The sequence below is a fragment of the Marivirga sp. genome, from assembly GCF_051117495.1.
Classification (GTDB): domain Bacteria; phylum Bacteroidota; class Bacteroidia; order Cytophagales; family Cyclobacteriaceae; genus Marivirga.
This window is the reverse complement of the sequence record NZ_JBNPEF010000028.1, coordinates 58,433-81,790: the sequence shown is the minus strand read 5'-3', so window position 1 is coordinate 81,790 and position 23,358 is coordinate 58,433. Positions and strand designations below refer to the sequence as shown.

Genomic DNA, 23,358 nt, shown 5'->3' with positions numbered 1-23,358 from the left:
CTGATGCTATCGATTTGTGCCTGGACAGGTCCACACAAATCGAACTTGTAGCTGTTAAGAGCTGTGAAGACACTTCTCTTAGCTATGATTGAGGAATACGACAAAGTAGGATTAATTTATTCATTGAAAAAATTCATATACATTTTTTATTTCTTTAAGAGTAGTTTTTATCTTTCAATTTTTAACAATCAATTGAAAATTTAATTGTCAATCCATGAAAGAAGCAGAAGCACTCAATTCAGTATCGGAGTTCCACAAAACTTTTAATCACCCAATTTTACCCGAGCCTCAAATCCTAGCTAAAAACCGAGCTGAGCTGAGATTAAATCTCCTTAGGGAAGAACTTAAGGAATTGGAAGAAGCCGTTGAAAATCAAGATATGGTCGAAGCTGCTGATGCTTTATGTGATTTACAGTATGTTTTGGCAGGTGCTGTTTTAGAGTTCGGAATGGGCGAAAAATTTGCCGAACTTTTTGCTGAAGTACAAAGATCGAATATGAGTAAAGTTTGTCGATCAGAAGAAGAAGCTCAAGCAACTGTAAACCACTATGTCACTCAAAATCAGGATGCTTATTTTGAAAAGAAGGAAGATTATTATTTGGTGTACAGAAAATCAGATAATAAAACCTTAAAATCTATTAATTATTCCGAGGTTGACTTACTGCGTATTTTGAAAGGATCTTAATGAACTTTTTTATCCAAATCCCTGTAAATCTCAAGTAATTCTAAGGCTGATAATTCCTTTTGATGTACAATGTCAATTTCTTTTAATAACTGATTGGCTTCAAATATAAGTGGTTTTTCAGGGAAATAATTGTCTCTTAGAAAATGAACCAATTTCAGCATTTTAAATCCATTGAACCATTCAAAAAAACGTTCTTTGAAATGAATCTCATTTCTGGATTGCGATTGTATTTTTTCTAATTCTGAAAGAAAGTTATTCTCCCTGAGAAATTCGATCACGGTATTGGAAAGATCTTCGGTGGTTTCTCTTTCAATTTCTTCCAAAAACGATTTGATCAGCCTAAAGCTTTCAAAATCATAGCTTAATGCTAAGTTTTTGTTTTGATCTTGGTGTTCCTTCATCGCTCTCCCGGTTCCAAATGGTACTCGATCCGATATTCTGGCAGATGGGATCACTTTGGTTGTGGAGATATTATGAAAATCTCCTAATGGAATGATTTTATGCAAAAAATAGAAATCCTCTCCAGCTTTTCTTTGGTTCATTCCGCCTTGTTTTTGATATATAGAGGAACGGACGGCCATGCTGGAACCAATAGTATGAAAGGCAAATGGGTAAGTTGTATATTTTAAGGCTTGGATATAATACCTTAAGTGTAATTCATATAATATAATGGCTTCATTTATCTGCCCATCTTCAAAATGTAAAGGATGTTCGTAATGAATGGAAACTCCAGTGCATTTTGGATTTTCTAAGAAATGGTCTTCAATTTCTTTTAAATAATTAATGTCACATTCGCTATCTGCATCAAAACAAAGAATCACCCCATCTTGATTGATAGAATTTAATCTGTATGCCGCCTCATCCATTCCGATTTTTCGGGCTAACCCAACTCCCGCTTTTTTAGAAGGGAGATCAAAGGCTTTGATTATGTGAAATGATAATTCAGTGTCATGATTTCCAATATATTCTTCTATTTGATTGGCTGCTTTTATACTTTGCTCTTTAATCTTATGCTCTGCATTTTCAGGATGGTTGAGTACAAAAATGACTTCAACAGGGAATTGCGTTTTCTCACATTGAATTAGAGCATCCAATGTTGCTTGAAGATTATCTTCTTTAAAGACAGGAATAACTACACAAATAAAAGTACCCTTTTCTATAGGGGAAGTTATAAATCGTTCAGGATAAGCATACCGCTGAAAATACAAATCAGACATTTAAGGCGCCAATCTTTCAATCTTCCAATTCCCAGATTCAGAGAAAGTATAACGAATCCGGTCGTGCAATCTGCTTGGTCTTCCCTGCCAAAATTCAATCATATAAGGCTTAACGCTATAGCCGCCCCAATGCGGAGGTCTTTCAATTTCTTTATTTTGAAACCTAAGTTCAATTTCTTCTAATCTCTCATTTAAAAACGCTCTTTTCTCAATTACTTCACTTTGAGGAGAAACCCAAGCGCCAATTTGACTGCCTCTGGGGCGACTTTGAAAATAGGCATCACTGGTGGCTTCATCTACTTTTTGTACGGTGCCATCAATCCTCACTTGTCTTTCTAGTTCAGGCCAGAAGAAATTTAAGGTGACATTTGGATTTAGAGCCATTTGCCGACCTTTTGAGCTGTTATAATTAGTATAAAAGACAAATTCTTCGTTTTCCACTCCTTTTAACAACACAATCCTGGAGGAAGGCTTATTTTCTTCTACAGTTGATAAGGTCATGGCGTTAGGCTCCATTATATCGGCATTTAAGGCCATATTGAACCAGCTTAAAAACTGATCAACAGGATTAGCATCCACTTCGGATGCTTTTAAACTGAGAGAGGAATATTCTTTTCGGATATCAGCTATGGATTGCTTCATTATTTTTTTGAGATTTCTCTTTGATTTATTAGCGGCTTAATAAATTTAAAATTATTATTGTTTCGAATTGTTTCCAATTATTGTTAGATAAATAGTAAAATTATTTTCTTAATGAAACTAAGGATTGATTTAAAAACGGATAGTAGTCAAGAATGGATTGATACGGTCATGAATGATTTTGATAGTTTTTTGCAAGATCATGCCAATTGTGAACGAAAAGCTTCCGGTATGGCCATGAGTTTTGTGGCCAAATTTCCGGATAGATTGGAGATAATTCCTGAACTGATTGATACTGCCGTTGAAGAATTGGAACATTTCAGAGATGTTTATGCCATTATGCAATCAAAGGGCATTCAACTTACCCATAAAATCGAGAAAGATTATTATGTTGATGATTTAATCAAAACTTGTCGATCGGGTAGGGAAGAAAGATTTATGGATCGTTTATTATTGGCCTCTTTAGTGGAAACAAGGGGAGCAGAACGTTTCAGAATGGTTTATGAAGCTTTGCCTGAAGGTGATTTACGGAAATTTTATCATAGATTGTGGGCTTCAGAAGCTAAGCACGGAGAAATTTTTGTCGATATGGCACTTCATTATTTTGATAAAGAAGAAGTATATAATAGATTAGATGCCATGAGCGAAGCAGAAGCTGAAATTCTCAAAGCATTACCTTTAAAAGCAGCACTTCATTAAATGGAGTTTTTTGAATTTAAAAATATCGAACAACCGCAAAAGGGAGATTTATTACTCTCTGAGCCTTTTCTGCCTGATAATAATTTTGACAGGACCGTGATTTTATTGTGCGAGCACAATGAAGAAGGTTCTTTTGGCTTTGTGCTCAATAAATTATCGATCTTAAAAGTAGATGAAGTTTTACAAGAAATCGGAACTTTTGAGGCAGATTTATATGTAGGCGGGCCTGTTCAGCAGAATACATTGCACTTTATACACAATATAGAGGAATTAAAAGAAGGCGGACAAAAAATCCGAGACGGCCTTTTTTGGGGAGGTGATTTTAGCGTCTTACAAGATTTGATGCAAAAAGGAGCACTCAGTAATGAAAAATCCCGTTTTTTTGTGGGCTATAGTGGATGGTCAGAAAATCAATTACAAGAAGAAATAGATCATAACAGCTGGATAATTGCCCGTGGTGTTCACCCATCTTATATATTTAATAGTCCGCCTGAAACACTCTGGAAGAGCATTTTGGAGAAAATGGGAGGTAGATTTAAGATTTATGCCAATTACCCTTCCGATCCCAACCTTAATTGATTGAAAGTTTTCACAATTTTTAATTAATATTGTATCTTATAATATAATACAGAAAGTTAAACTATTATGATAGACGAAAAAGGTACTTCTGAAAATCCAAAAGAGAATAATTCTGAATTGGATCAAGAGAAGGAGCATGTGGATGCCACATCAGAAAATCAGCAGGAACAATCTGCTCCAGTGGAAAAAGAGGAAACAACTAAAAGTGAAATTCCGGCAGAAGAAAATCAGATAAAGGAAGAACCTTCATCCGATACAGATGAAACCAAAGCCGAAGTTTCTTCCGAAGCCAGTGAAGCAAAAGAAGAAGTTTCTGATCAGGAAAATGAATCCCAGCCATCAGCAGATGAAAAAGAAGAGGATGATGATCACGATCACGATCACGATGATCATGAAGAATTACCTGATTATGCTGAATTCAATAAGGAACAATTGGTAGAAGCCATTAAAGAAGTTTCCAAAAGCGATAATTTCAAAAAGGCAGACCGCATTATCAATGAGATAAAGCCAATTTTCGATGAAATATACGAATCGGAGAGAAAGGAAGCGCTTGATAAATTTTTAGCAGAGGGGGGAGAAGAGGCGGATTTTGCCATGAAGCATGATGAGCTGAACGATCGATTTGAGGCCAATTATCAATTATATAGAGACAGAAGAAAGAAACATTATAAGGAACTCGAACATCAAAAAGACGAGAACCTAAAGACCAAACAAGAGATATTAGACAGATTACGTGAATTGGTGGACGGTGAAGAAACCATTACCAGCTTGAACGTGATTAAAGACCTTCAAAAGGAATGGAAATCAGTGGGGCCTGTACCTGGCAACCAATCCAAAACACTTTGGGCGAATTATAACGCACTTTTGGATCGATATTACGATCAGAGAAGCATTCTCTTTGAATTAAAGGAGCTTGACAGAAAGAAGAACTTACAAGCTAAATTAGAACTTTGTGTGAAAGCAGAGGAATTGGCTCAGTCTGAGGATGTGCCTTATGCGATTAAGCATCTTAATGATTTACATGAAGAGTATAAGCATATTGGTCCGGTTCCTAAGGAAGAGCAAGAGCCGCTTTGGCAAAGATTTAAGGCCGCTTCAGATGCTATTTATGAAAAGCGTAAAGAGTTTGTCAAGAATTTAAAAGAAATTCAAACTGAAAATCTTGAGAAAAAAGAGCAGATCATTGAAAAATTAAAACCATACCTTGAATTTGATTCAGATAGAATTAAAGAATGGAATGCTAAAACCAAGGAAATATTAGCCATTCAAAAGGAATGGGAAGCTACCGGGCAAGTTCCAAAAGAAAATGCCAAAGAAATCAATAAAAGCTTCTGGGGTAATTTCAAACAGTTTTTTGCCAATAAACATGAGTTCTTCAAGCGTTTGGACAGCATGCGTGAAGAAAACTTGAAGAAAAAACAGGAGTTTGTAGAAAAGGCCAAAGAGCTTTCCGAAAGCACTGATTGGAATAAAACAGCAGATCAGTTAAAAGGCCTACAAAGACAGTGGAAGGAAGTAGGGCCAGTTCCTGAGAAGTTTAGAGAAAGTATTTACAAAGAATTTAAGGCTGCTTGTGATAAGTTTTTCGAAAATAAAAGAGCCGGTTCCAAGGATGCCCAAAAAGAGTTTGAGGAAAACCTGAAAGCAAAAGAGGATATCATTTCACAAATAAACCAATTAGAGCCTGGTGACTTAGATCAATTGGAAGCCTACGAGCAAGCTTATGGAAAGATTGGATTTGTTCCTAAGGATGCCATACAAAAAGTAAAAGAAGATTTCTCCAAGGCAGTTCAAAACTTTATTGACAAGTCTGAGGATGTACTGACTGATGAGCAGAAAGAAAAAGTGAAGTTGATGGCGCAGATTACCAAAATCATGTCTGGTCCTAACTCTGATCGTAAACTCAATCAAAAAGAAAACTCTATTAGGAAGAAGATTGGGGATTTACAGAACGATATTGTAACATGGAAAAACAATATGGAGTTTTTCGCCTCATCCAAGACAGCTGATAAAGTGAAGAAAGAATTTGAAATAAAAATTGAAGAAGCGGAAAAAGAAATCTCCCTGTTAAAGAAGCAGTTACGTATAGTACGTTCTATTGATTAAAAAATTCTTTAATAATTTTTAGTAAAGGGGTTTGGATTAATAAAAACAGCCTTTATATTTGCATCCGCATTCAGGGATAACAAAAGGTTAACAACTGATTCGCACATTTAGAAGTCTTTCTAAATGATGTATTGCCTCCTTAGCTCAGCTGGTAGAGCAACTCACTTGTAATGAGTAGGTCGTTGGTTCGAGCCCGACAGGAGGCTCAAAAATTGAAGCCATTCGCAGTATTGCGGATGGCTTTTTTTATATCCATAATAGCACCTATATCACTAGACCATATTGAGCTGCTTAATTTTTAATGAAAACCTAACATCAAATCCTCCTTATAGCTATCCTCTAGCATTTTAGTTTTTTATCCACGATTTATTTTTGTTGGATAAATAAAGATTAAATAACAATGAAAGTGCTAATCATGTCCGGAATATTAACATACAACAATTAATATATTTAAAATTATAGAAGTTATAATTGAATTATACATAATATATAAATTGCATATATAATTTATTTCCAAATTATATTGCGTTTAATTATAAAATTTAATAAGATTGTCAAAGTTTTAATCAAAATCTTATAAATCATGTTAAAAAATTCAAAATTATTCGCAACTGCGCTATTTGCATGCGCAACATTATTCATTTCATGTCAGGAGGAAGAATCATTTCAAATAGATGAGCTTTCCGTGGACCCCACAGTAATTCAGAAATTGGAAGATTTAGGCTTTAATGTAAATGACCAGGCACCCATTCATTTTGAGGATGGATATTTGGTTGAGGGTGATATCTATTTGACAGATGAGACTATTGCTCAGATGGAGAAGCCGAGCTTTTTGCCAAATTCTGAACAGTATAGTACTGATAACTTGGTTTGTGGACCAAGAACAATTACGATGTACGCACAGGAAGGTGGCAGACAAGGATATAGTCCTGCTATGATTGACGGAATGGAAGAAGCAATTGCTCGATTCAATGCCCAAAATCTTACTTTGACTTTTCAAAGGGTATTTAATCAAAGTGAGGCTGACATCGTCATGACTCGTTTGAAAAAAGGTGACGAAAGAAGAGGGGTTTTAGGTTCTGCAGGATTCCCTACTTCTTCTTGTGATCCATACAATGAAATTAAAATGAGTGGTATTTTAGAATCTCAATATGGTTTAAGTGTAGATGGAATTGCTACTATAATTGCTCATGAAATGGGGCACTGCATTGGTTTCCGTCATACAGATTATTTTGATAGAAGTATTAGCTGTGGTGGTTCTACTGCCAATGAAGGCGATGCTGGTGTTGGTGCTAACCATATTCCAGGTACACCAACTGGAGCTTCTTTAGCAGATGCTTCTTGGATGTTATCTTGCACGGATGGAAGCAACAGACCATTCAATTCAGATGATCAAGTAGCGTTGGATTACTTATATTAATCATAAATCATTGAATAAAAATTGAAAAGGCCTGATTCAGGCCTTTTTTTTTACATAAACTAAAAACGCTCTTTTTTTATCAAATCCCCATTTTCATCATAATATCGCCAGGTACCAGACTTCTCATCATCTCTATATCGTCCTTTGATGATCATATTTCCCAGACTGTCATATTGAAAATAACGGCCGTGTTTCAATCCATCTTTTAAGGAGACTTCAAATTTCACTTCATCATTTTCATAATATTCTATGAAAGTCTTACTGTTGAGATCTTCGGGTAGGATTTCCTCCACTGCTATAACTTCTTCATCAACCGTTTGAGTTGTGTCCGGAACTTCCTCTGTTGCAGTGCTACTTTCTTTCACCAAGGCCTTCCAACTAGTTATCTGTTCATGGTTCAAATAGTTCATTTGTATTTGATGGCTGACTAAGTCACCATCAGCTGTAAATTGCATGCCCATCATGGGGAAACTTTGAAAATAGGGGGTATGAGGTTTCAATTCCTGCCAAGATTTTGCATCTAAGAATCGCTTGGCATCGCTTACCAATTCCTCTGAACTAACGTAAACAAATAGGTTTGATGCATAGTCGAAATTTTCCATAAACAAAGCATAGGCTTCGGTATAATCCAGATTCGTTTTTTCCTGTACTGCCGTAATGATTTTACCGAGGGTGCGGGGTGAATTGCTAAATACTACATAGTCTTCCATAATGGTATAATAGGGTTTGTCAATTCCTTCGAAAGCATTTCCAAACATCAACTTGAAGAATCCTTTTATAGATAGAAACTGGATGTCATAGCCTTTGTATTCAATTCCCTTAAATTTTACTGGCGTCTTCTTTTTAATTTGCTGCGCAACAAAGTTGAGACGCTCTTTTGTGTCCTCCAGGTCATCATGTCTGATGGCCACTGCTAATTCCACTTTGTTTTGATCGCTATTAGAATTGAGTTGAATCAATGAGATTTCATTATCAATCCAGCTTAAGAAATCATCTTCAATGGAGATTTTAAGATAGTTTTCTATCTTCTCTTTGCTTTCCAAATAAGACTCTCCATCCTTAGCTGATTTTAGTACATTTTCCATTTCAGCATAAAAATCCTTCGCATTGTCGAAACCTAAACTCATAAAATAAGAGGCGTTTCCCGGTACTATTGTACCGACCTTTACTTCTCCTTTTCCTGATTTCATTAATGCTGAAAGAAGGTTGGGTTTATCCTTTTTCAATCTGGAATAACCTTTAACTGAAAAAACATGATCGCTGGCTTCCAGCGACATCCCACTATATTTTAAGGAGGTAAGAGCATCCGTACTTTCCTGATCCATCCAGATGGTTAAGTAATCGGCAAAAGCTTCATAATTGATATACATATTGATATCATTATTGCCCAGTTCATTGCTAACATCCACAAAATCAAGATCACGAATTAAAATGGGCTTTTTGAGTTGATCTATTGATTGTTCAATAATGGTGTGCGTGGAAGAAATACTTAATAAATTTTCATAAGTATAGAGATAATATGTAGTAGGGGAGTCAGCAAAGCTAAATTCTATAATTTCCTGTTGGTTATAGTCTCTTGAATACACATTTTGAATATTCTCATCCAAATCCTGAATGTAGTTTTTGACAAAATTGAATTGGGTGGCACGCTGTAAATCAATTACGTAAAGAAAATCATAATCATCAGCTCTGGTTTTATGTACAGACATCACCATGGGTCTTCCCATTACCATTTCATAAATACTTTGATTGCGCTTCATGTCAAGCGTAAGACTGTCCAATTCTTGTCCAAGTTCTTTAAAATAAGGATTAGTTTTTAAGTAATGCCATATTTGGTTGTCCGCAAGTTTTTCCCACTCGGCAAAAGGGTTTTCCAATTGAAAGATCATGCTGGCATCTTCCGGTACCGCCATTAATGGATTGTTCTTTTTGACCGGTTGAATATGAAAAAAATAGAAGTAAGCTGAAGCGATGAGCAAGATGAAAATAACGACTGCAATAATGACTTTTTTCATGAAGTAATAGGTTTAAAAGCTTAACGTCAAAAATAGAGAAAGATTTAAGGGATTGAAATATTCGCTCTTGATAAATACATTCATTCAATCAAAATCTTATGCTAAGATGAAATAATGCTTATTCTAATTCCCTAGCTTTATTATTGACAATAATTTTAAAATCATCTAACAATTTCGATTCATATGACTTAATAATACATGAAAAAAAGAGTTGCTATAGCAGGAGCTACAGGTTTCATTGGCAGGTGGTTCATAGACAAGTATCATGAGAAATATGATATTATAGCTTTAAGCAGGGGCGAAGTGAAGGATACACAATATCCTTCTGTGGAATGGAGAAAAGCTGATTTATATTCCCTTTCTAGTACCACTAAGGCACTTAGCGGTGCCGATTATGCCTTATACCTCGTTCATAGCATGAATCCCAGCACAAGAATGAATCAAAGTTCATTCGAAAATACAGATTTATTATTGGCTGATAACTTTGCCAGATCAGCTGAAGCTTGTGGCTTGATTCAAATCGTTTTTATTGGCGGAATTCTACCAAAAGAAACCAATCAGTATTCCAAGCATTTAAAAAGTAGGTACGAAACCGAAAGAACATTGGCCTCCAGGAAAATTCCTCTTACCACCATCAGAGCGGGTATAGTGGTGGGGCCAGGAGGTTCATCCTTTCAGGTGGTGGAGCAATTGGTGAAAAGATTACCTGTGATGGCCTGTCCTCAGTGGTGTAAATCCCCATCTGAACCTGTAGATATTAAAGATATATTGAATTTTATCGAAAGGTCCTTAGGCAATCAAGAGGTGTATGGACAAGCCATAGAGGTAGCAGGTCCAGAGGAAACATCTTACATGAAAATGCTTAAGATTACCTCCCAAAAGCTTCATAAAAAGAGAATGATTTTCTCAATTCCTTTTTTTACACTTGGTTTCTCCAAATTGTGGGTAGCTCTTTTCTCGGTCACAAGCTATACATTTGTTTCTCCATTAATTGACAGTCTGCGTCACGATATGCGAGCAGACGAAACTCAAGCTTTCCACTGGAGAGGAAAAGTAAAAATTGAAGATAGCATTGAAACAGCTTTATATAATGATCACCCTAAAATACAGCGAAGTTATGAAGAAGAAGAGGAACGGAATACCGTTAGAAGTGTTCAGCGACTCAATAATCCACATAATAAGTCTGCTCAGGTTATAGCTGACCTTTATTCTAAGTGGTTAGATCGATATTTTAAATTTATACTAACTGCAAAGCAGGAAGATGATATTGTGCGCTTTCATCTATTCAATATGGTTCTTCTAGAATTAACTTATATGCCAAACCGCAGTGATGAAAACCGCAGACTATTTTTCATCACGGGCGGAGTGCTTTGCAAAAGAAGTGATATGGGCTGGCTGGAATTCCGATCGGTTATGAATAATCAACATATTATATCTGCTATTCACCGTTTTGTTCCTGCATTGCCGTGGTTAATTTACAAATATACTCAGGCCATTGGGCACTTATTTATAATGAATCAGTTTAATCGATATTTGAAGAAGCCATGAATGGAATTTTATAATGGTGATTTAGTTTATTTGACTCAAAACATATAATTATGTTGGGTCTAAAGTTAAATGCGAAAAAATGCTTACTATTTCAAGCAATTAGACTTGAAGGTTTAAGCAAGCTCATAATCCTGAACCAATACCTTCTCAGGAATTTTCAGCTCATGACTTAATTTTCTGATCATATTTAGGCTTAATTTTCTCTTTTTGTTCAAAATAAGGGAAGCCATAGATTTACCGCCAACTATTTTTCCTAAATCGGTGGGTGAAAGATTCTCTTCTTCCATTACATATTTAATAGCTTCGATTGGGGTAGGTAAATCGAAAACATAATGATCATCCTCATATTTTTCTACCAAAAGACTTAAGACTTCTAATAAATCATATTCAGGTGTTCCGGGAACTGCATCCATAAGCTTCTCAATTTTGCTTAATGCAGCATCATAATCAGCTTCATTTCTGATAGGCTTGATTATTTCTTTAGGTAATATTTCAGAATGGATGAATTTTTGCATAACTACAAATAGCTAAATTCAGAAGATAATTTAATAAAAAATGTACTCAAACCTCAGCATCCAACTATTTTTCATGAATCGGTAATTGTCTTAAACAGGATTTATTTGATTTTGGGATGTACAAGATTTTTAGGTGAGCGGTTATCATTTTAATTTCCTATTATAAACCCGATGAAATTGTAAGGATTGACTACCAAAATTAATTAATAAGCCATCAGCGATATTATATGCTTCACAGTAATTAATTGCTTGTGCTTTTTGCAATGCTTCTAATTTTTCTAGCGCTTTAATCTCAACCATAACTTGATTTTCTACAAAAAAATCAACACGTCTTGTCCCGATATTTTCCCCTTTGTAATGTAATAACATCTCAAGTTCCCTCTGAAACTCTATTTTCTGTAATGAAAACTCTATTGCAAGTGCTCTTTGGTAAATCACTTCTTGAAAACCGTTTCCGAGGGATTTATGTACCTCCATTGCACATCCAATAATTTTATGGGTCAATAAATCTATTTCATTCTTATAATTCCTGTCCATCTTTTAATCTTTTTAACCCCTATTCAAGAGTAAAGGCTTTTCAATTTAGCTTTATGTATAAGTAAATCTATTCTACTTTTATAAATCTTGTCCATCTTCTAATCCCTTTTAATCCTGTTTAAGACAATAAGCTTTTCAATTTGGTTTAAAGCATTAGTAAATCAAATTCAATTTCTAAAAATCCTGTCCATCCTATAATCCTTTTAAATCCTGTTCAAGACTATGTGAAGTAATTGCATATCTCTTTAAATTCAAAAGAATGATGATAAAGATTGATTATCCTCCTTACAATTTTGCGAAAATTTAAGAAAGCGCTAATTGACAAAAAGTGAGCTGAACGGAGCCTTAAATAATGCTGAAATATTTACTACCAAACTTTTATCCTCCTTTAGCTTTTTCAACAAGCATTTTCCCTTAAATTAGAGCCTGCAATTGGATATTTCACCATCCTTAGCTTAATCAAAGACCATGACCGAAGAAAAACATCGCTTAGAACAGCAACTCTGGAATATTGCCAATACTTTAAGAGGAAAAATGGATGCCGATGATTTTCGGGATTACATCCTCGGTTTTATCTTCTACAAATACCTCAGTAAAAAGATGGACCTCTATGCCAATGCGATCCTAAAACCCGATGGTTTGAGCTATGATGACATTGATGAGGAAAGTAGCCAGGGCCAAGAATATTTGGAAGCCATTAAAGCAGAAGCATTAGAAGCATTGGGTTATTTCCTAAAACCTTCTGAGCTTTTTAGTCGCTTGGCTAAGCGTGGCAATGCGGAAGGTAAAAGCAAGTTTATTTTAGCTGATCTTTCCAAAGTATTGGTAAACATAGAACAAAGTACCATGGGCTCGGAAAGTGAGGAGGAATTCGGGAACCTCTTCGAAGATTTAGACCTGACCAGCTCTAAATTGGGTAAATCAGAAAATGCAAAAAATGAACTCATTGTGAAAGTGATGGCACACCTTGATGAGATAGACTTCAACATAGAAGACAGCGAAAGTGATATGCTGGGCGATGCTTATGAATACCTGATTGGGAAATTTGCCAGCGGGGCAGGGAAGAAGGCAGGTGAATTTTATACGCCTCAGCAAGTGAGTAAAGTACTGGCCAGCATCGTGACTACCGGCAAAGAAAAGCTGAAATCGGTTTATGACCCTACTTGTGGTTCGGGTTCTTTATTGTTGCGCGTAGCCAAGGAAGTAAAAGAAGTGAATAAGTTTTACGGACAGGAGATGAACCCTACCACTTTTAACCTTTGCCGCATGAATATGATCATGCATGATGTGCATTACCGCAGGTTCGACATTAAAAATGAAAATACCCTTGAGCAACCACAGCATATAGACGATCGCTTTGAAGCCATCGTGGCCAATCCGCCTTTTTCGGCACAGTGGAGTGCCAGTAACTTATTTATGAGTGACGACCGCTTTGCAGCTTATGGGAAGTTGGCGCCCAGTAGCAAGGCCGACTTCGCCTTTGTGCAACACATGGTGCACCAATTAGCGGATGATGGCACTATGGCGTGTGTATTGCCGCATGGCGTTTTGTTCAGAGGTGCAGCTGAAGGTCATATCAGGGAATACCTGATCAGAGAAAAAAATTATTTAGATGCCGTAATAGGCTTGCCGGCTAATATCTTTTACGGTACCAGTATTCCGACTTGTATTTTAGTGTTGAAGAAACAGCGCAAAGACCAAGACAATGTCTTATTTATAGATGCGAGCCAGCATTTTGAAAAGATTAAAACCCAGAATTATTTAAGAGAAGAAGACATTGCAAAGCTGATCACCACCTACCGTGAGCGCACAGCCGAAGACAAATACAGCCATGTAGCCCCACTGGAAGAAATAGCCGAGAACGACTATAACCTGAACATACCGCGCTATGTAGATACCTTTGAAGAGGAAGAGCCGGTGGACATACAAGCGGTAGCCCAAGAGCTGAAAAGCTTAGAAAAAGAGATGCAAAGCACCGACCAAAGCATAGCCAACTATTGTAAAGAATTAGGCATTGAAAGCCCTTTTTAAGATGAGTGAAGTGATGAATAAAGAGGAAAAAATGGTGCCTGAATTAAGGTTTAAGGAGTTTGAGGAACAATGGGCAGTTCGTGATTTTAATTCAATGGTTAAAAAACGAAAAGAGAAGTTTGATCCTAAAAAAACAACAGAGGCTTTACCATGTATTGAATTGGAAAGCATTCAAAAAGAAAAGGGTATTCTTTTAGAAGTTTTTAATTCTGAAGATCAAAGTAGCATCAAGAACAAATTTTATAAAGGGGATGTGCTATTAGGAAAACTTAGACCAAAATTGAAGAAATATCTCATTGCAAATTTTGACGGTGTTTGTTCATCTGAGATTTGGGTATTAAATGGAAAGAATTCTACTAACGAATTTGTTTATTATCTAATACAGACATATAGATTTTATAAGTCCACACTTGTGACATCTGGCTCAAAAATGCCGAGAGCTGACTGGGAGTACATTTCAACATCTACTTTTTCTATTCCTTCCCTCCCCGAACAACAAAAGATAGCCGATTTCTTAAGTGCGGTAGATCAGAAAATACAGCAGCTGCAGCGCAAAAAGGAGCTTTTGGCCCAATACAAAAAGGGCATGATGCAAAGGCTTTTTCCGCCAGGAGTCGGACAAGCTCCGGAAATTCGCTTTAAAGATGAGCAGGGTAATGACTTTCCGGAATGGGAGGAGAAGAAGTTAGGGGATGAAATTACTGAATTTAAAAAGAAGTCAGACAAGGAAAATCAATTTCCAGTTTTAACATCCTCTAATGCTGGATTATTGCTGCAAAGTGAATATTACGGTGAAAATAGATTGACATATAGAAGTAATTTAGGATTCAATATTATTCCCCAAGAATATATCACCTATAGGTCAAGAAGTGATAATAGAAAGTTTACTTTTAATCTAAATTCCACTGGTAAAACAGGAATAATTAGCACTTATTACCCTGTATTTAAGTCAATTTCAGGAAACTCTTATTTCATTGTAAGCCTACTTAATTTTTCACAGAATCATGTTGGAAGGCATAGTGTTGGAACTTCTCAAACGGTGCTGTCTTATAATGAATTGAAAAGGATTAAATTCTTTATCCCTACAGAATTAGAACAACAAAAAATCGCTAATTTCTTATCTGCTTTGGATGAGAAAGTGACTAAAGTCGAGCAGCAAATTGAGCAAGCCCAACGCTTTAAAAAAGGTTTATTGCAAAAGATGTTTGTGTAGGTTAAGATTGTAACTGCGAGGACGAAGCAATTCTAAAGATGAAAAACAATGTAATTGCCTAATGCATCCTAAATGTAGCAAAAAACCCGTCCATTCATCGAAAAACCCTAAAGGACGATATAATTCTTTAAAATTTCCTCTATATTCAAACCGTACTATGCCTACTCAACCAGAAGCACAACTAGAAGAAAATCTAATCCAACAGCTTGCCTCGCTTGGTTATGAGCGTGTTAGGGTATCAGATGGAATTCAATTAGAATCCAACTTAAAGAAGCAATTAGAAGCATTTAATGATTGTCAGCTTTCACTGAAGGAGTTTGCCAGTATTCTCAATCATCTGGCCAAAGGAACCGTTTTTGAAAAAGCCAAAACCCTAAGAGATCGCTTTCAACTCACCAAAGAAGATGGCAGTACGGAATACATCCAGTTTTTTGATAGTGAAAATTGGTCTAGAAATTTATATCAGGTTACCAATCAAGTAAGTCAAGCAGGGACTTATAAAAACCGCTATGATGTAACGCTACTAGTCAATGGGCTACCCTTAGTCCAAATTGAATTGAAAAGAATAGGGCTTGAAATGAAGGAAGCCTTCAATCAAATCAATCGGTATCAAAAACAATCTTTTTGGAGTAATAACGGCCTTTTTCAATATGTTCAATTATTTATCATCAGTAATGGCGTCAATACCAAATACCTGGCGAATAATGAGCTTCAATCCTTCAAGCAAACCTTCTTTTGGGCCGATGAGCGAAATGTTAACATCCACAAATTAGAGCAATTCGCCAATGGCTTTCTGAACCCTCATCAATTAGGGAAAATGATTGCTCAATATATAGTATTGAGTACGGATAGGGTCATCATGGTGCTGAGGCCTTATCAATATTATGCTACTGAGGCCATCATTCAACACGTCAAAAATAGTGTAAAGAACGGCTATATCTGGCATACCACCGGTTCAGGTAAAACCTTAACCTCTTTTAAGGCAAGCCAGATTATTATGGATATGCCGGAAGTCTATAAGGTGGTATTTGTGGTGGACAGAAAAGATTTGGACGACCAAACCATGAAGGAGTTTAATAACTTCAAAGCGAAGAGTGTTGACCAATCTAGCAGTACCAGCACCTTAGTCAATCAATTGGTGAAAGAAGATAAGTTGGTAGTAACCACTATTCAAAAGCTGAATAACGCCATCAAGAATAAAAAGTATGAGCAAAAGTTGCGCTCACTGAAAAATGAGAAAATTGTTTTCATATTTGATGAATGCCATAGAAGTCAGTTTGGAGAAACCCATGGCCGGATAACAGAGTATTTTAGTAATAGCCAATTATTTGGCTTCACCGGAACACCTATTTTTGCAGATAATGCTGCCAAAAATGAATTGGGCAAACGAACCACCAAAGACTTATTTGATGAGTGCTTGCATAAATATGTGATTACCAATGCGATTAGCGACCAGAACGTATTGAAATTTAGCATTGAATATATTGGTCGTTATAAGCAAAAAGGGAATACCTTAATTGATATAGAGGTAGAGGATATTGATAAAACAGAAGTGATCAATGCTCCTGAAAGGCTGGAGAAAATAGTCGATTACATTATTGACTACCATGATGTAAAAACGCATAACCGAGCTTTTTCTGCAATTTTTGCAACGAGTAGTATTGAAAATCTCATCAAGTATTATGAATTCTTTCGCAAAAAGAAAGAGGAGGGAAAGCATGATTTACGGATAGCGACTATTTTCACTTACGGTCAAAATGAAGAATCGGAGGAGGCGGATGGCATGCTTCCAGCAGAGGAACCCACTGATGGACTAAGCATAGCAGCTGAACCAGATATAGCGTATCAATCTAGCCATACCAGAGATAAATTAGAATCATTTATTCAGGATTATAATCAGCTTTATCAGACCAATTATACGACTAAGGATAGTAAAAAATTCGAAAACTATTTTAAGGATATTAGCAATCGCTTAAAGAAAAGAGAGAAGAAAGGCTTTCAACAAAAAGATCGATTAGATATTCTTTTAGTGGTCAATATGTTTTTGACGGGTTTTGATGCCAAGATGGTCAATACCCTATATGTCGATAAGAATTTGCAGTATCATGGATTGATTCAGGCTTATTCAAGAACCAATCGAATCATTAATGAAACAAAATCACAGGGTAATATTTTAGTCTTCAGAAACCTAAAAAAGGCTACAGATGAGGCGATCACCTTATTTTCCAATAAAGAAGCCAAGGAAGAGATTATTTTACCGCCTTATGAAGAGATCTTACAACAATTTTCCAATGCTTTTGCAGATTTATTAAAAGCAGCTCCAACTATCAGTAGTGTGGATGGATTGACTTCTGAAAGTAAGCAAATGGAGTTTATGCAAGCCTTTAGAAAGCTTTTAAGGGTAAAGAATGTATTGACTTCCTATACCGATTTTGAATGGGATGATCTACCACTTAGCGAGCAGAATTTTGAGAAATATAAAAGTAAATACCTGGACCTTTACGATCAGGTGCGCTTCAATAGTCAAAAGGAAAAAAGCTCCATTCTTCAAGATGTTGATTTTGAATTGGAGTTGATCCATCGTGATGAAATCAATGTGGATTACATTTTGAAGCTGATTGCTCAAATGAAGCAAGGGAAAGAGAAAGATGCCCTAGCTCAAAAGAAACAAATCATTGATATGTTGGCAGGGGAAGTAGAGTTACGTTCAAAACGAGAACTTATAGAAAAATTTATTGATGAGCACCTCCCCAAAATAGCAGATACCGATAAAATAGCGGATGAATTTTATGATTTCTGGGAAAAGGAAAAAATTCAGGCATTGAACCAATTATGTGAGGAAGAAAAGCTCGATAGAAAGCAATTCCAAAATTTAGTGGATGCCTATATTTTTAATGAAAGAGAACCCTTGCGAGACGAAGTATTTGAATGCTTGGACAACAGACCCAGCGTACTGCAAGCCCGAAGCATAGGAGAGAGAATCATCGCTAAAATGAAAGAGTTTGTGCAGGTTTTTGTGGAGGGGATGAGGGCTTAAATTTATTATAAAGTTATGAAAAAAATATTTTTTGAAATTTCAGGTTGGTTGAAAGAAAGACCTTGGAAGTCATTTTTAATTTTTATTTCACTTTCAATCTTTATACTTTTTTTACCTAAATGGCTAACGGAAGAAAGCTACTATCCAATATTAATAAATAAATGGACAGCTCAAATGGGGGACACGTTTGGTGTTATAATGGGACCATTTGTAGCACTATTAGCTGCATTTATAACATTTATGGCTTTTTGGGTGCAATTTAAAGCCAATCAGCAAATTAGAAATGATACAAAAATTGAACGTTTTGAAAATAAGTTTTATGAGATGCTGAGAATCCATATAGATAACGTTAATTCTATTGAAATTGCTAATAAACACAAAGGCAGGAAAGCCTTTGTAAAGATGTTTGAAGAATTAAGATTTATATATAGTGTACTCAAAAAAATTGATAAGAAATATAAGCTCGTTGATCAAATAAAGGATAAAGAAAAGAAAAAGCATGAGAAGTATATCAAAATTGCCTACCACCATATGTTTTTCGGGATTGATTATGAGAGTAAGCAATGCAATAATGAAATGGGAAATCAATACTTTAAAGTGTCTGAAATATTAAGCAGCAAATTAACCAGATATCAAAAGAAATTTCTAAAGTGTAAGAAGAGGATAGTTGAAAAATACACCTATAATCATAATGGTAAACATACCAAAACTTTTGAACCTGATTATTATCCTTTTGATGGTCATGTTTCTAAATTAGGTCATCTTTACAGACATCTTTATCATATGATCAAATTTGTAGTTCGAACAGATTGGTTAGAATGGCGGCAAAAGTATGGTTACCTTAAAATGTTGAGAGGTCAATTATCAAATCATGAACAAGCGATAATGTTTTTTAATATAATTTGGATAGAGGAAGATAAATGGTGGAAAGATAGTAAATCAAAAGGAGAACAAAGTTACTTATTGGATTATGCTATTCTTAAGAACTTGCCTTTCAACTTAACCGAGCAGTTAGGGCCTGATCCAAAGTCTTATTTTCTAAAAAAGATTGAGGAGGTAAAGCGTTTTAAGGGTTATTCAAAAAGTGAAAAAGAATTCGGAGAATTTGATGACGATCAAAAGTTGCAATGGCTCTTTGAATGGAATAATTAAAGTAATAATGAGTTTATTTAGAAATGAAAAAGGTGAATTAAAGACAGGTCTAATCTTAGTAATTACTTTGATCGGAGTTATAGCTGTGTGGGCAATAACATTTATCGTTTTATTCTATATGGAGAGGCCAGGAGAGATTGGTGATAGCTTTGGAATGGTTAATGCACTGTTCTCAGCCTTAGCTTTCTCTTTATTGATATACACTTCTCTTCTCCAAACTCAAGAATTACGATTGCAAAGGGAAGAATTGCGTGAGAATCGAAAACAATTAGAATCAAGTGCCAAGGCACATAATGAATTGGTAAGTTTAACTAAAATTATAAACCGAGAAAAAGTAATTCCTCAACTGGAAATAATCAATTTTGAAAGGTCAGATATTCTCATTCGCTTTGATTTAAAAGTCCTTCTTGGTGAGATATATTTTCAAGAAATTAGAACATCAGAAAATTACTCTTTTGTTGATAAAAATGGAACTTCTACTAATGATGATCACTATTTAGAAAATGACGTGATTGGGCCTTTTGAAGTAGGAACAGATAAGCTATCAAAAGATATTCGCATCTATTATAAGCAAGTGAATGGAAGCCATTATTATCATAGGGTGTATGATGTTTATTCGTCCTGGAGACTATCAGAGCCAATCGATTTATTAGGGGATCAATTTACATTTACCTAATTACTTCATTGTTAAAACCATGAATATTATTGAAAATCTATATATTGAAAATCCAGAGAATCCATTAGTAGACTTTGAAAGAATTGCTAATCTATTCCTGAACCAATCTATTCTACGTGTAAATGAAAAAACTTATCGAATATGTTCTGTAGAGTTTTATTATCAAAATGAAATGAATAATGATAAAGCTGCACATAAACACAAAAGACAATTAACTATAGGAGAATGGTATTTTCATGGAAGTGGATTGGACATCACTTTTGGAAAGGAAAATGAGTATGGTGGTATTTTAATTCAGGCGATCCAACAATTACATCTACCAAATCAATTTATAGCTGGTCCATTAAATGTAATTACCCATATTTTTGAAAATTTTGGAAGTATAAATCTTAGCAATCTGTACTTTGGATTAGAATTTTATAAGCACCATAAGGAAGAGATAATATCAGCTCCTAGAGTTGGTCTTAACATAAAAACAGTTGGAGCAGATTTTTCGAAGGGCTATCGTTTTCTGATTTTACCAAAAGAAGCACATGCAAGAAAAATAGATGTAATAAGTCATCTAGTGAATTCTGGTCAAATGTCTGAAAAAGAGGCTAAAGATATAATTTATAAATAGTTATTGTATATATGCCTAATACTGGCACAAAAACGTCAAAACCGATGAATTCACAGCAGAGGAAATTAAACCGATAGGTAAGGATTTAATATCTAGGATTTAAACCAATCAAATCAATTAACAGTTTTTATTACATTAAATTAGTTTTTTGTCAATTGTCAATCAATGTTATTAGTATGGCTAACAAAACTGATAATATTAAAAACCATTTAAAAGCAGTTACAATACAGCCAAAAAATTCACTACTTTCATTTTCATTTATTGAGTATAAAAAAGTTGGAATTTTTTCTGTTTCTATTTTTTTTACCTTACTAATATTATTTAGAGCTATATAACTGCAATCTTTTCTTATACTTTTCAAGTAAATGTAAAATTGGCCGTAACTATTTCCCTCAATATTTAAAACAGGCTTAAGTTGATTGATTAAGTCTTTTTCAATTTTAGGTACATCACTAATTTCCAGTGGATGAAAAGAAATTAAAAGGTGTTTCTCCATCCATTCAGTTAATTTCTGTTCAGATGAATCATCGAATTTAAAAGAGAGCCTGTTTTTAATTTTGTCGGAATTATTTCTAGGAATTGGAATCAAATTAAGTTCTTCTCTTAATAATGCACCTAAAGTTCTTCTTACAGTAGAGCTACCTGTTTTCCCTGTTCCAAAATGTGTATTTAATACTCGGCTTATCCCTGAACTTTGAGTTTTACCTAGATAGATTATTTCTGTTTTGCTTGGAGAGTAGTTAGAAATAGGAAACTTAGTTCCTTTGAAAAAGAAGGCGTAAACTCCAGGGGAGGGCTTAAAAGATTTAGCTTTTATGATCGGGGCTGCATTCTCTTTTAAATTTTTAATAATTGTTTCAAACTTCATAGAATTCTTTGGTTCTAAATCAGAATCTAAATATACAAAACTACAATAAATCAATTATGGACATTTTTATGTCAGACATTGCCGTTTTTTCTAGCTAATTAATGTCCGACTTTTGCAAAGTCTGACATAAGCACGGGATTTACCTTTTGAATTGGTGCAACAACGCCAAAACAGATGAATTTACGGCAGAGGAATTTAAACCAATAGGTTTAGCGATAGGGAAGGTTTTAAGAGCAAGGTAATAGCTTGAGATTACTTCTCTGCACTTGCAATAATACTTCGAACTAGAATAGTAGGCTATTCTATCAAAAATTCCCTACTTTTAAAATTAATGAACCAAATTAAATTATGAAAAAAGCAATCATCCTCCTTCTCGGTATATTATTTGCCAATATTTTATCTGCTCAAGAGCAAAAAGCCATTAGAATTACTAAAGAGGATTCTCAAAGAGAAATCCTTATTAAAGAAAATAAGAGAATAATTATTGAAACAGTGGATGATGTTAAGTTTTCGGGCCGATATAGCGTATTGCAGAATGAAATTGTAATAAATGATGTATTAATTCCAGTAACAGACATTAAATATTTGAAACGTCATCCAGCTTTTTCTTCCATCCTTACCACTTTTGTATTTGTATATGGTGGTTTTGTTACCGCTACTATGGGGGTGGCCTTAGGTGTATTTGTGGATCCGAATGCTTTTTATTTGACTATACCTGCTTTGGGATTGATTTATGCTGGATTACAAAAACCTAATTTTCATAAAAAGTATAGGGTAGAAAAAAATTGGATGTTTGAGATCGTCACAATTCCTGAGTAAGGGAAGATTATTCCTTTTTTCCTTACAGAAATGTCGGACATTTTTCAAGTCAGACATTGTTGTTTCTTCTTGCTGATTAATGTCCGACTTTGGCAAAGTCTGACATAAGCCCGGAATTACTTTTCATAAGTGTAATAATAGCAAAGCCGATGAATTAAGAGTGCTCCGAGATAATGTTCTTGCTTGTTTCTATCAAAGAATTGCCAACTTTAAAACTAATGAACCCAATTAAATTATGAAAACAGCAATCATTCTATTGATCAGTATATTCTTTGTGAATGTTTTATACGCCCAAGAGCAAAAAGCCATTAGAATTACGAAACAGGATAGTCAAAAAGAAGTGTTGATTAAAGAAAATAAGAGAATTATCATTAAAACAGTGGATGATGTTAAGTTTTCAGGCCGTTATACTGTAGCGCAGGATGCAATAATAATTAAGGATGTATTTATACCATTAGCAGACATCAAATATTTGAAACGTCATCCAGCTTTTTCTTCCATCCTTACCACTTTTGTATTTGTATATGGTGGTTTTGTTACCGCTACTATGGGGGTGGCCTTAGGTGTATTGGTGGATCCGAATGCCTTTTATTTAACTATACCTGCACTAGGATTGATTTATGCTGGATTACAAAAGCCTAATTTTCATAAGAAGTATAAGACTGAAAAAAATTGGATATTTGAAATAGTCACGATTCCTAAGTAAGGGAAGATTATTCCGTATTGTAATTATGGAATAATAGCAGCAGATATTTCGCCCTTTCAGGGCTGTGGAGGAGTTTGGCTGCACACAGGGCTTCACCCTGTGTTTGGATATGACGTCCTTTCAGGACTAATCTAAGCGGGAGGTCCCGTTATAGCGGTATAGCGGACAATTATACTTAAGAAATCCAAAGACAACTACTATCCAATGGTAGAACGATATCTCTACAATCTTGCAGATTGCTTTAAGCCTGAAGGGCTTTCATATTATAACGTAGGGT

General features: G+C 35.1%; 20 protein-coding genes and 1 tRNA gene. 15 read left to right on the top strand and 6 right to left on the bottom strand.

The window, feature by feature from the left end:
* Nucleotides 1-214: 214 nt before the first annotated feature.
* Nucleotides 215-685 carry a hypothetical protein gene (locus tag ACFE0M_RS14925; protein WP_434546579.1) on the top strand — a complete coding sequence of 157 codons (471 nt, stop codon included), beginning with the start codon at nt 215-217 and terminating at the stop codon, nt 683-685.
* Here the strand turns inward: ACFE0M_RS14925 and ACFE0M_RS14920 are convergent.
* Together ACFE0M_RS14920 and pdxH are read right to left on the bottom strand one after the other, a co-directional pair.
* Nucleotides 682-1,902 carry a glycosyltransferase gene (locus tag ACFE0M_RS14920; protein ID WP_434546578.1) on the bottom strand — a complete coding sequence of 407 codons (1,221 nt, stop codon included), beginning with the start codon at nt 1,900-1,902 and terminating at the stop codon, nt 682-684. The two genes, ACFE0M_RS14925 and ACFE0M_RS14920, sit on opposite strands and share 4 nt — an antisense overlap.
* The gene (gene pdxH / locus ACFE0M_RS14915; RefSeq protein WP_434546577.1) at nt 1,903-2,544 is read right to left on the bottom strand and encodes a pyridoxamine 5'-phosphate oxidase; all 642 of its coding nucleotides are present in this window, start codon (nt 2,542-2,544) and stop codon (nt 1,903-1,905) included.
* Between the two features lie 111 nt (nt 2,545-2,655).
* On the opposite strand from pdxH, the gene ACFE0M_RS14910 reads away from it, so the two are divergent.
* From ACFE0M_RS14910 to ACFE0M_RS14890, 5 genes are all read left to right on the top strand, one after another.
* Entirely contained in the window at nt 2,656-3,240 is a 585-nt protein-coding gene (locus tag ACFE0M_RS14910; RefSeq protein WP_434546576.1) for a tRNA-(ms[2]io[6]A)-hydroxylase, read from the top strand.
* A complete protein-coding gene (locus ACFE0M_RS14905) occupies nt 3,241-3,819 on the top strand; it encodes a YqgE/AlgH family protein (RefSeq protein ID WP_434546575.1) in 579 nt (192 codons plus the stop codon). It abuts the gene before it with no gap.
* Nucleotides 3,820-3,885: 66 nt separating this feature from the next.
* Nucleotides 3,886-5,925, top strand: a complete 2,040-nt coding sequence (locus ACFE0M_RS14900) for a DUF349 domain-containing protein (RefSeq protein WP_434546574.1) — start codon at nt 3,886-3,888, stop codon at nt 5,923-5,925.
* A 133-nt stretch (nt 5,926-6,058) separates the two neighbouring features.
* Nucleotides 6,059-6,131, top strand: a tRNA-Thr gene (locus ACFE0M_RS14895).
* Nucleotides 6,132-6,508: 377 nt separating this feature from the next.
* Nucleotides 6,509-7,345, top strand: a complete 837-nt coding sequence (locus tag ACFE0M_RS14890) for a M57 family metalloprotease (protein ID WP_434546573.1) — start codon at nt 6,509-6,511, stop codon at nt 7,343-7,345.
* Between the two features lie 59 nt (nt 7,346-7,404).
* Here the strand turns inward: ACFE0M_RS14890 and ACFE0M_RS14885 are convergent, their stop codons facing one another.
* Entirely contained in the window at nt 7,405-9,360 is a 1,956-nt protein-coding gene (locus ACFE0M_RS14885; RefSeq protein WP_434546572.1) for a DUF3352 domain-containing protein, read from the bottom strand.
* A 198-nt stretch (nt 9,361-9,558) separates the two neighbouring features.
* Here ACFE0M_RS14885 and ACFE0M_RS14880 point away from each other — a divergent pair, with 198 nt between their 5' ends.
* Nucleotides 9,559-10,908, top strand: a complete 1,350-nt coding sequence (locus ACFE0M_RS14880; protein ID WP_434546571.1) for an NmrA family NAD(P)-binding protein — start codon at nt 9,559-9,561, stop codon at nt 10,906-10,908.
* A 113-nt stretch (nt 10,909-11,021) separates the two neighbouring features.
* Here the strand turns inward: ACFE0M_RS14880 and ACFE0M_RS14875 are convergent, their stop codons facing one another.
* Nucleotides 11,022-11,423: a helix-turn-helix domain-containing protein gene (locus ACFE0M_RS14875; RefSeq protein ID WP_434546570.1), complete on the bottom strand. Its 402-nt coding sequence runs from the start codon at nt 11,421-11,423 to the stop codon at nt 11,022-11,024.
* A 144-nt stretch (nt 11,424-11,567) separates the two neighbouring features.
* The gene (locus ACFE0M_RS14870) at nt 11,568-11,960 is read right to left on the bottom strand and encodes a GxxExxY protein (protein ID WP_434546569.1); all 393 of its coding nucleotides are present in this window, start codon (nt 11,958-11,960) and stop codon (nt 11,568-11,570) included.
* Between the two features lie 468 nt (nt 11,961-12,428).
* On the opposite strand from ACFE0M_RS14870, the gene ACFE0M_RS14865 reads away from it, so the two are divergent.
* The 6 genes from ACFE0M_RS14865 to ACFE0M_RS14840 all read left to right on the top strand — a co-directional run bounded on the left by ACFE0M_RS14865 (nt 12,429) and on the right by ACFE0M_RS14840 (nt 20,688).
* On the top strand, nt 12,429-13,991 hold the full coding sequence (locus tag ACFE0M_RS14865) for a type I restriction-modification system subunit M (protein WP_434546568.1): 1,563 nt from the start codon (nt 12,429-12,431) through the stop codon (nt 13,989-13,991).
* Nucleotides 13,975-15,204, top strand: coding sequence for a restriction endonuclease subunit S (locus tag ACFE0M_RS14860; RefSeq protein ID WP_434546567.1), 1,230 nt, complete (start codon nt 13,975-13,977; stop codon nt 15,202-15,204). Before ACFE0M_RS14865 ends, ACFE0M_RS14860 begins: the two co-directional genes overlap by 17 nt.
* Before the next feature lie 157 nt (nt 15,205-15,361).
* Nucleotides 15,362-18,241 carry a type I restriction endonuclease subunit R gene (locus tag ACFE0M_RS14855; RefSeq protein ID WP_434546566.1) on the top strand — a complete coding sequence of 960 codons (2,880 nt, stop codon included), beginning with the start codon at nt 15,362-15,364 and terminating at the stop codon, nt 18,239-18,241.
* A gap of 15 nt (nt 18,242-18,256) precedes the next feature.
* Entirely contained in the window at nt 18,257-19,393 is a 1,137-nt protein-coding gene (locus tag ACFE0M_RS14850) for a putative phage abortive infection protein (protein ID WP_434546565.1), read from the top strand.
* A 7-nt stretch (nt 19,394-19,400) separates the two neighbouring features.
* On the top strand, nt 19,401-20,069 hold the full coding sequence (locus ACFE0M_RS14845) for a hypothetical protein (protein ID WP_434546564.1): 669 nt from the start codon (nt 19,401-19,403) through the stop codon (nt 20,067-20,069).
* 19 nt (nt 20,070-20,088) lie between these two features.
* On the top strand, nt 20,089-20,688 hold the full coding sequence (locus ACFE0M_RS14840) for a hypothetical protein (protein WP_434546563.1): 600 nt from the start codon (nt 20,089-20,091) through the stop codon (nt 20,686-20,688).
* Nucleotides 20,689-20,839: 151 nt separating this feature from the next.
* Here ACFE0M_RS14840 and ACFE0M_RS14835 read toward each other — a convergent pair whose 3' ends face one another.
* The gene (locus tag ACFE0M_RS14835; RefSeq protein WP_434546562.1) at nt 20,840-21,556 is read right to left on the bottom strand and encodes a GIY-YIG nuclease family protein; all 717 of its coding nucleotides are present in this window, start codon (nt 21,554-21,556) and stop codon (nt 20,840-20,842) included.
* Between the two features lie 348 nt (nt 21,557-21,904).
* Here ACFE0M_RS14835 and ACFE0M_RS14830 point away from each other — a divergent pair, with 348 nt between their 5' ends.
* Entirely contained in the window at nt 21,905-22,375 is a 471-nt protein-coding gene (locus ACFE0M_RS14830) for a hypothetical protein (RefSeq protein ID WP_434546561.1), read from the top strand.
* 235 nt (nt 22,376-22,610) lie between these two features.
* A complete protein-coding gene (locus ACFE0M_RS14825; protein WP_434546560.1) occupies nt 22,611-23,081 on the top strand; it encodes a hypothetical protein in 471 nt (156 codons plus the stop codon).
* Nucleotides 23,082-23,358: the final 277 nt, after the last annotated feature.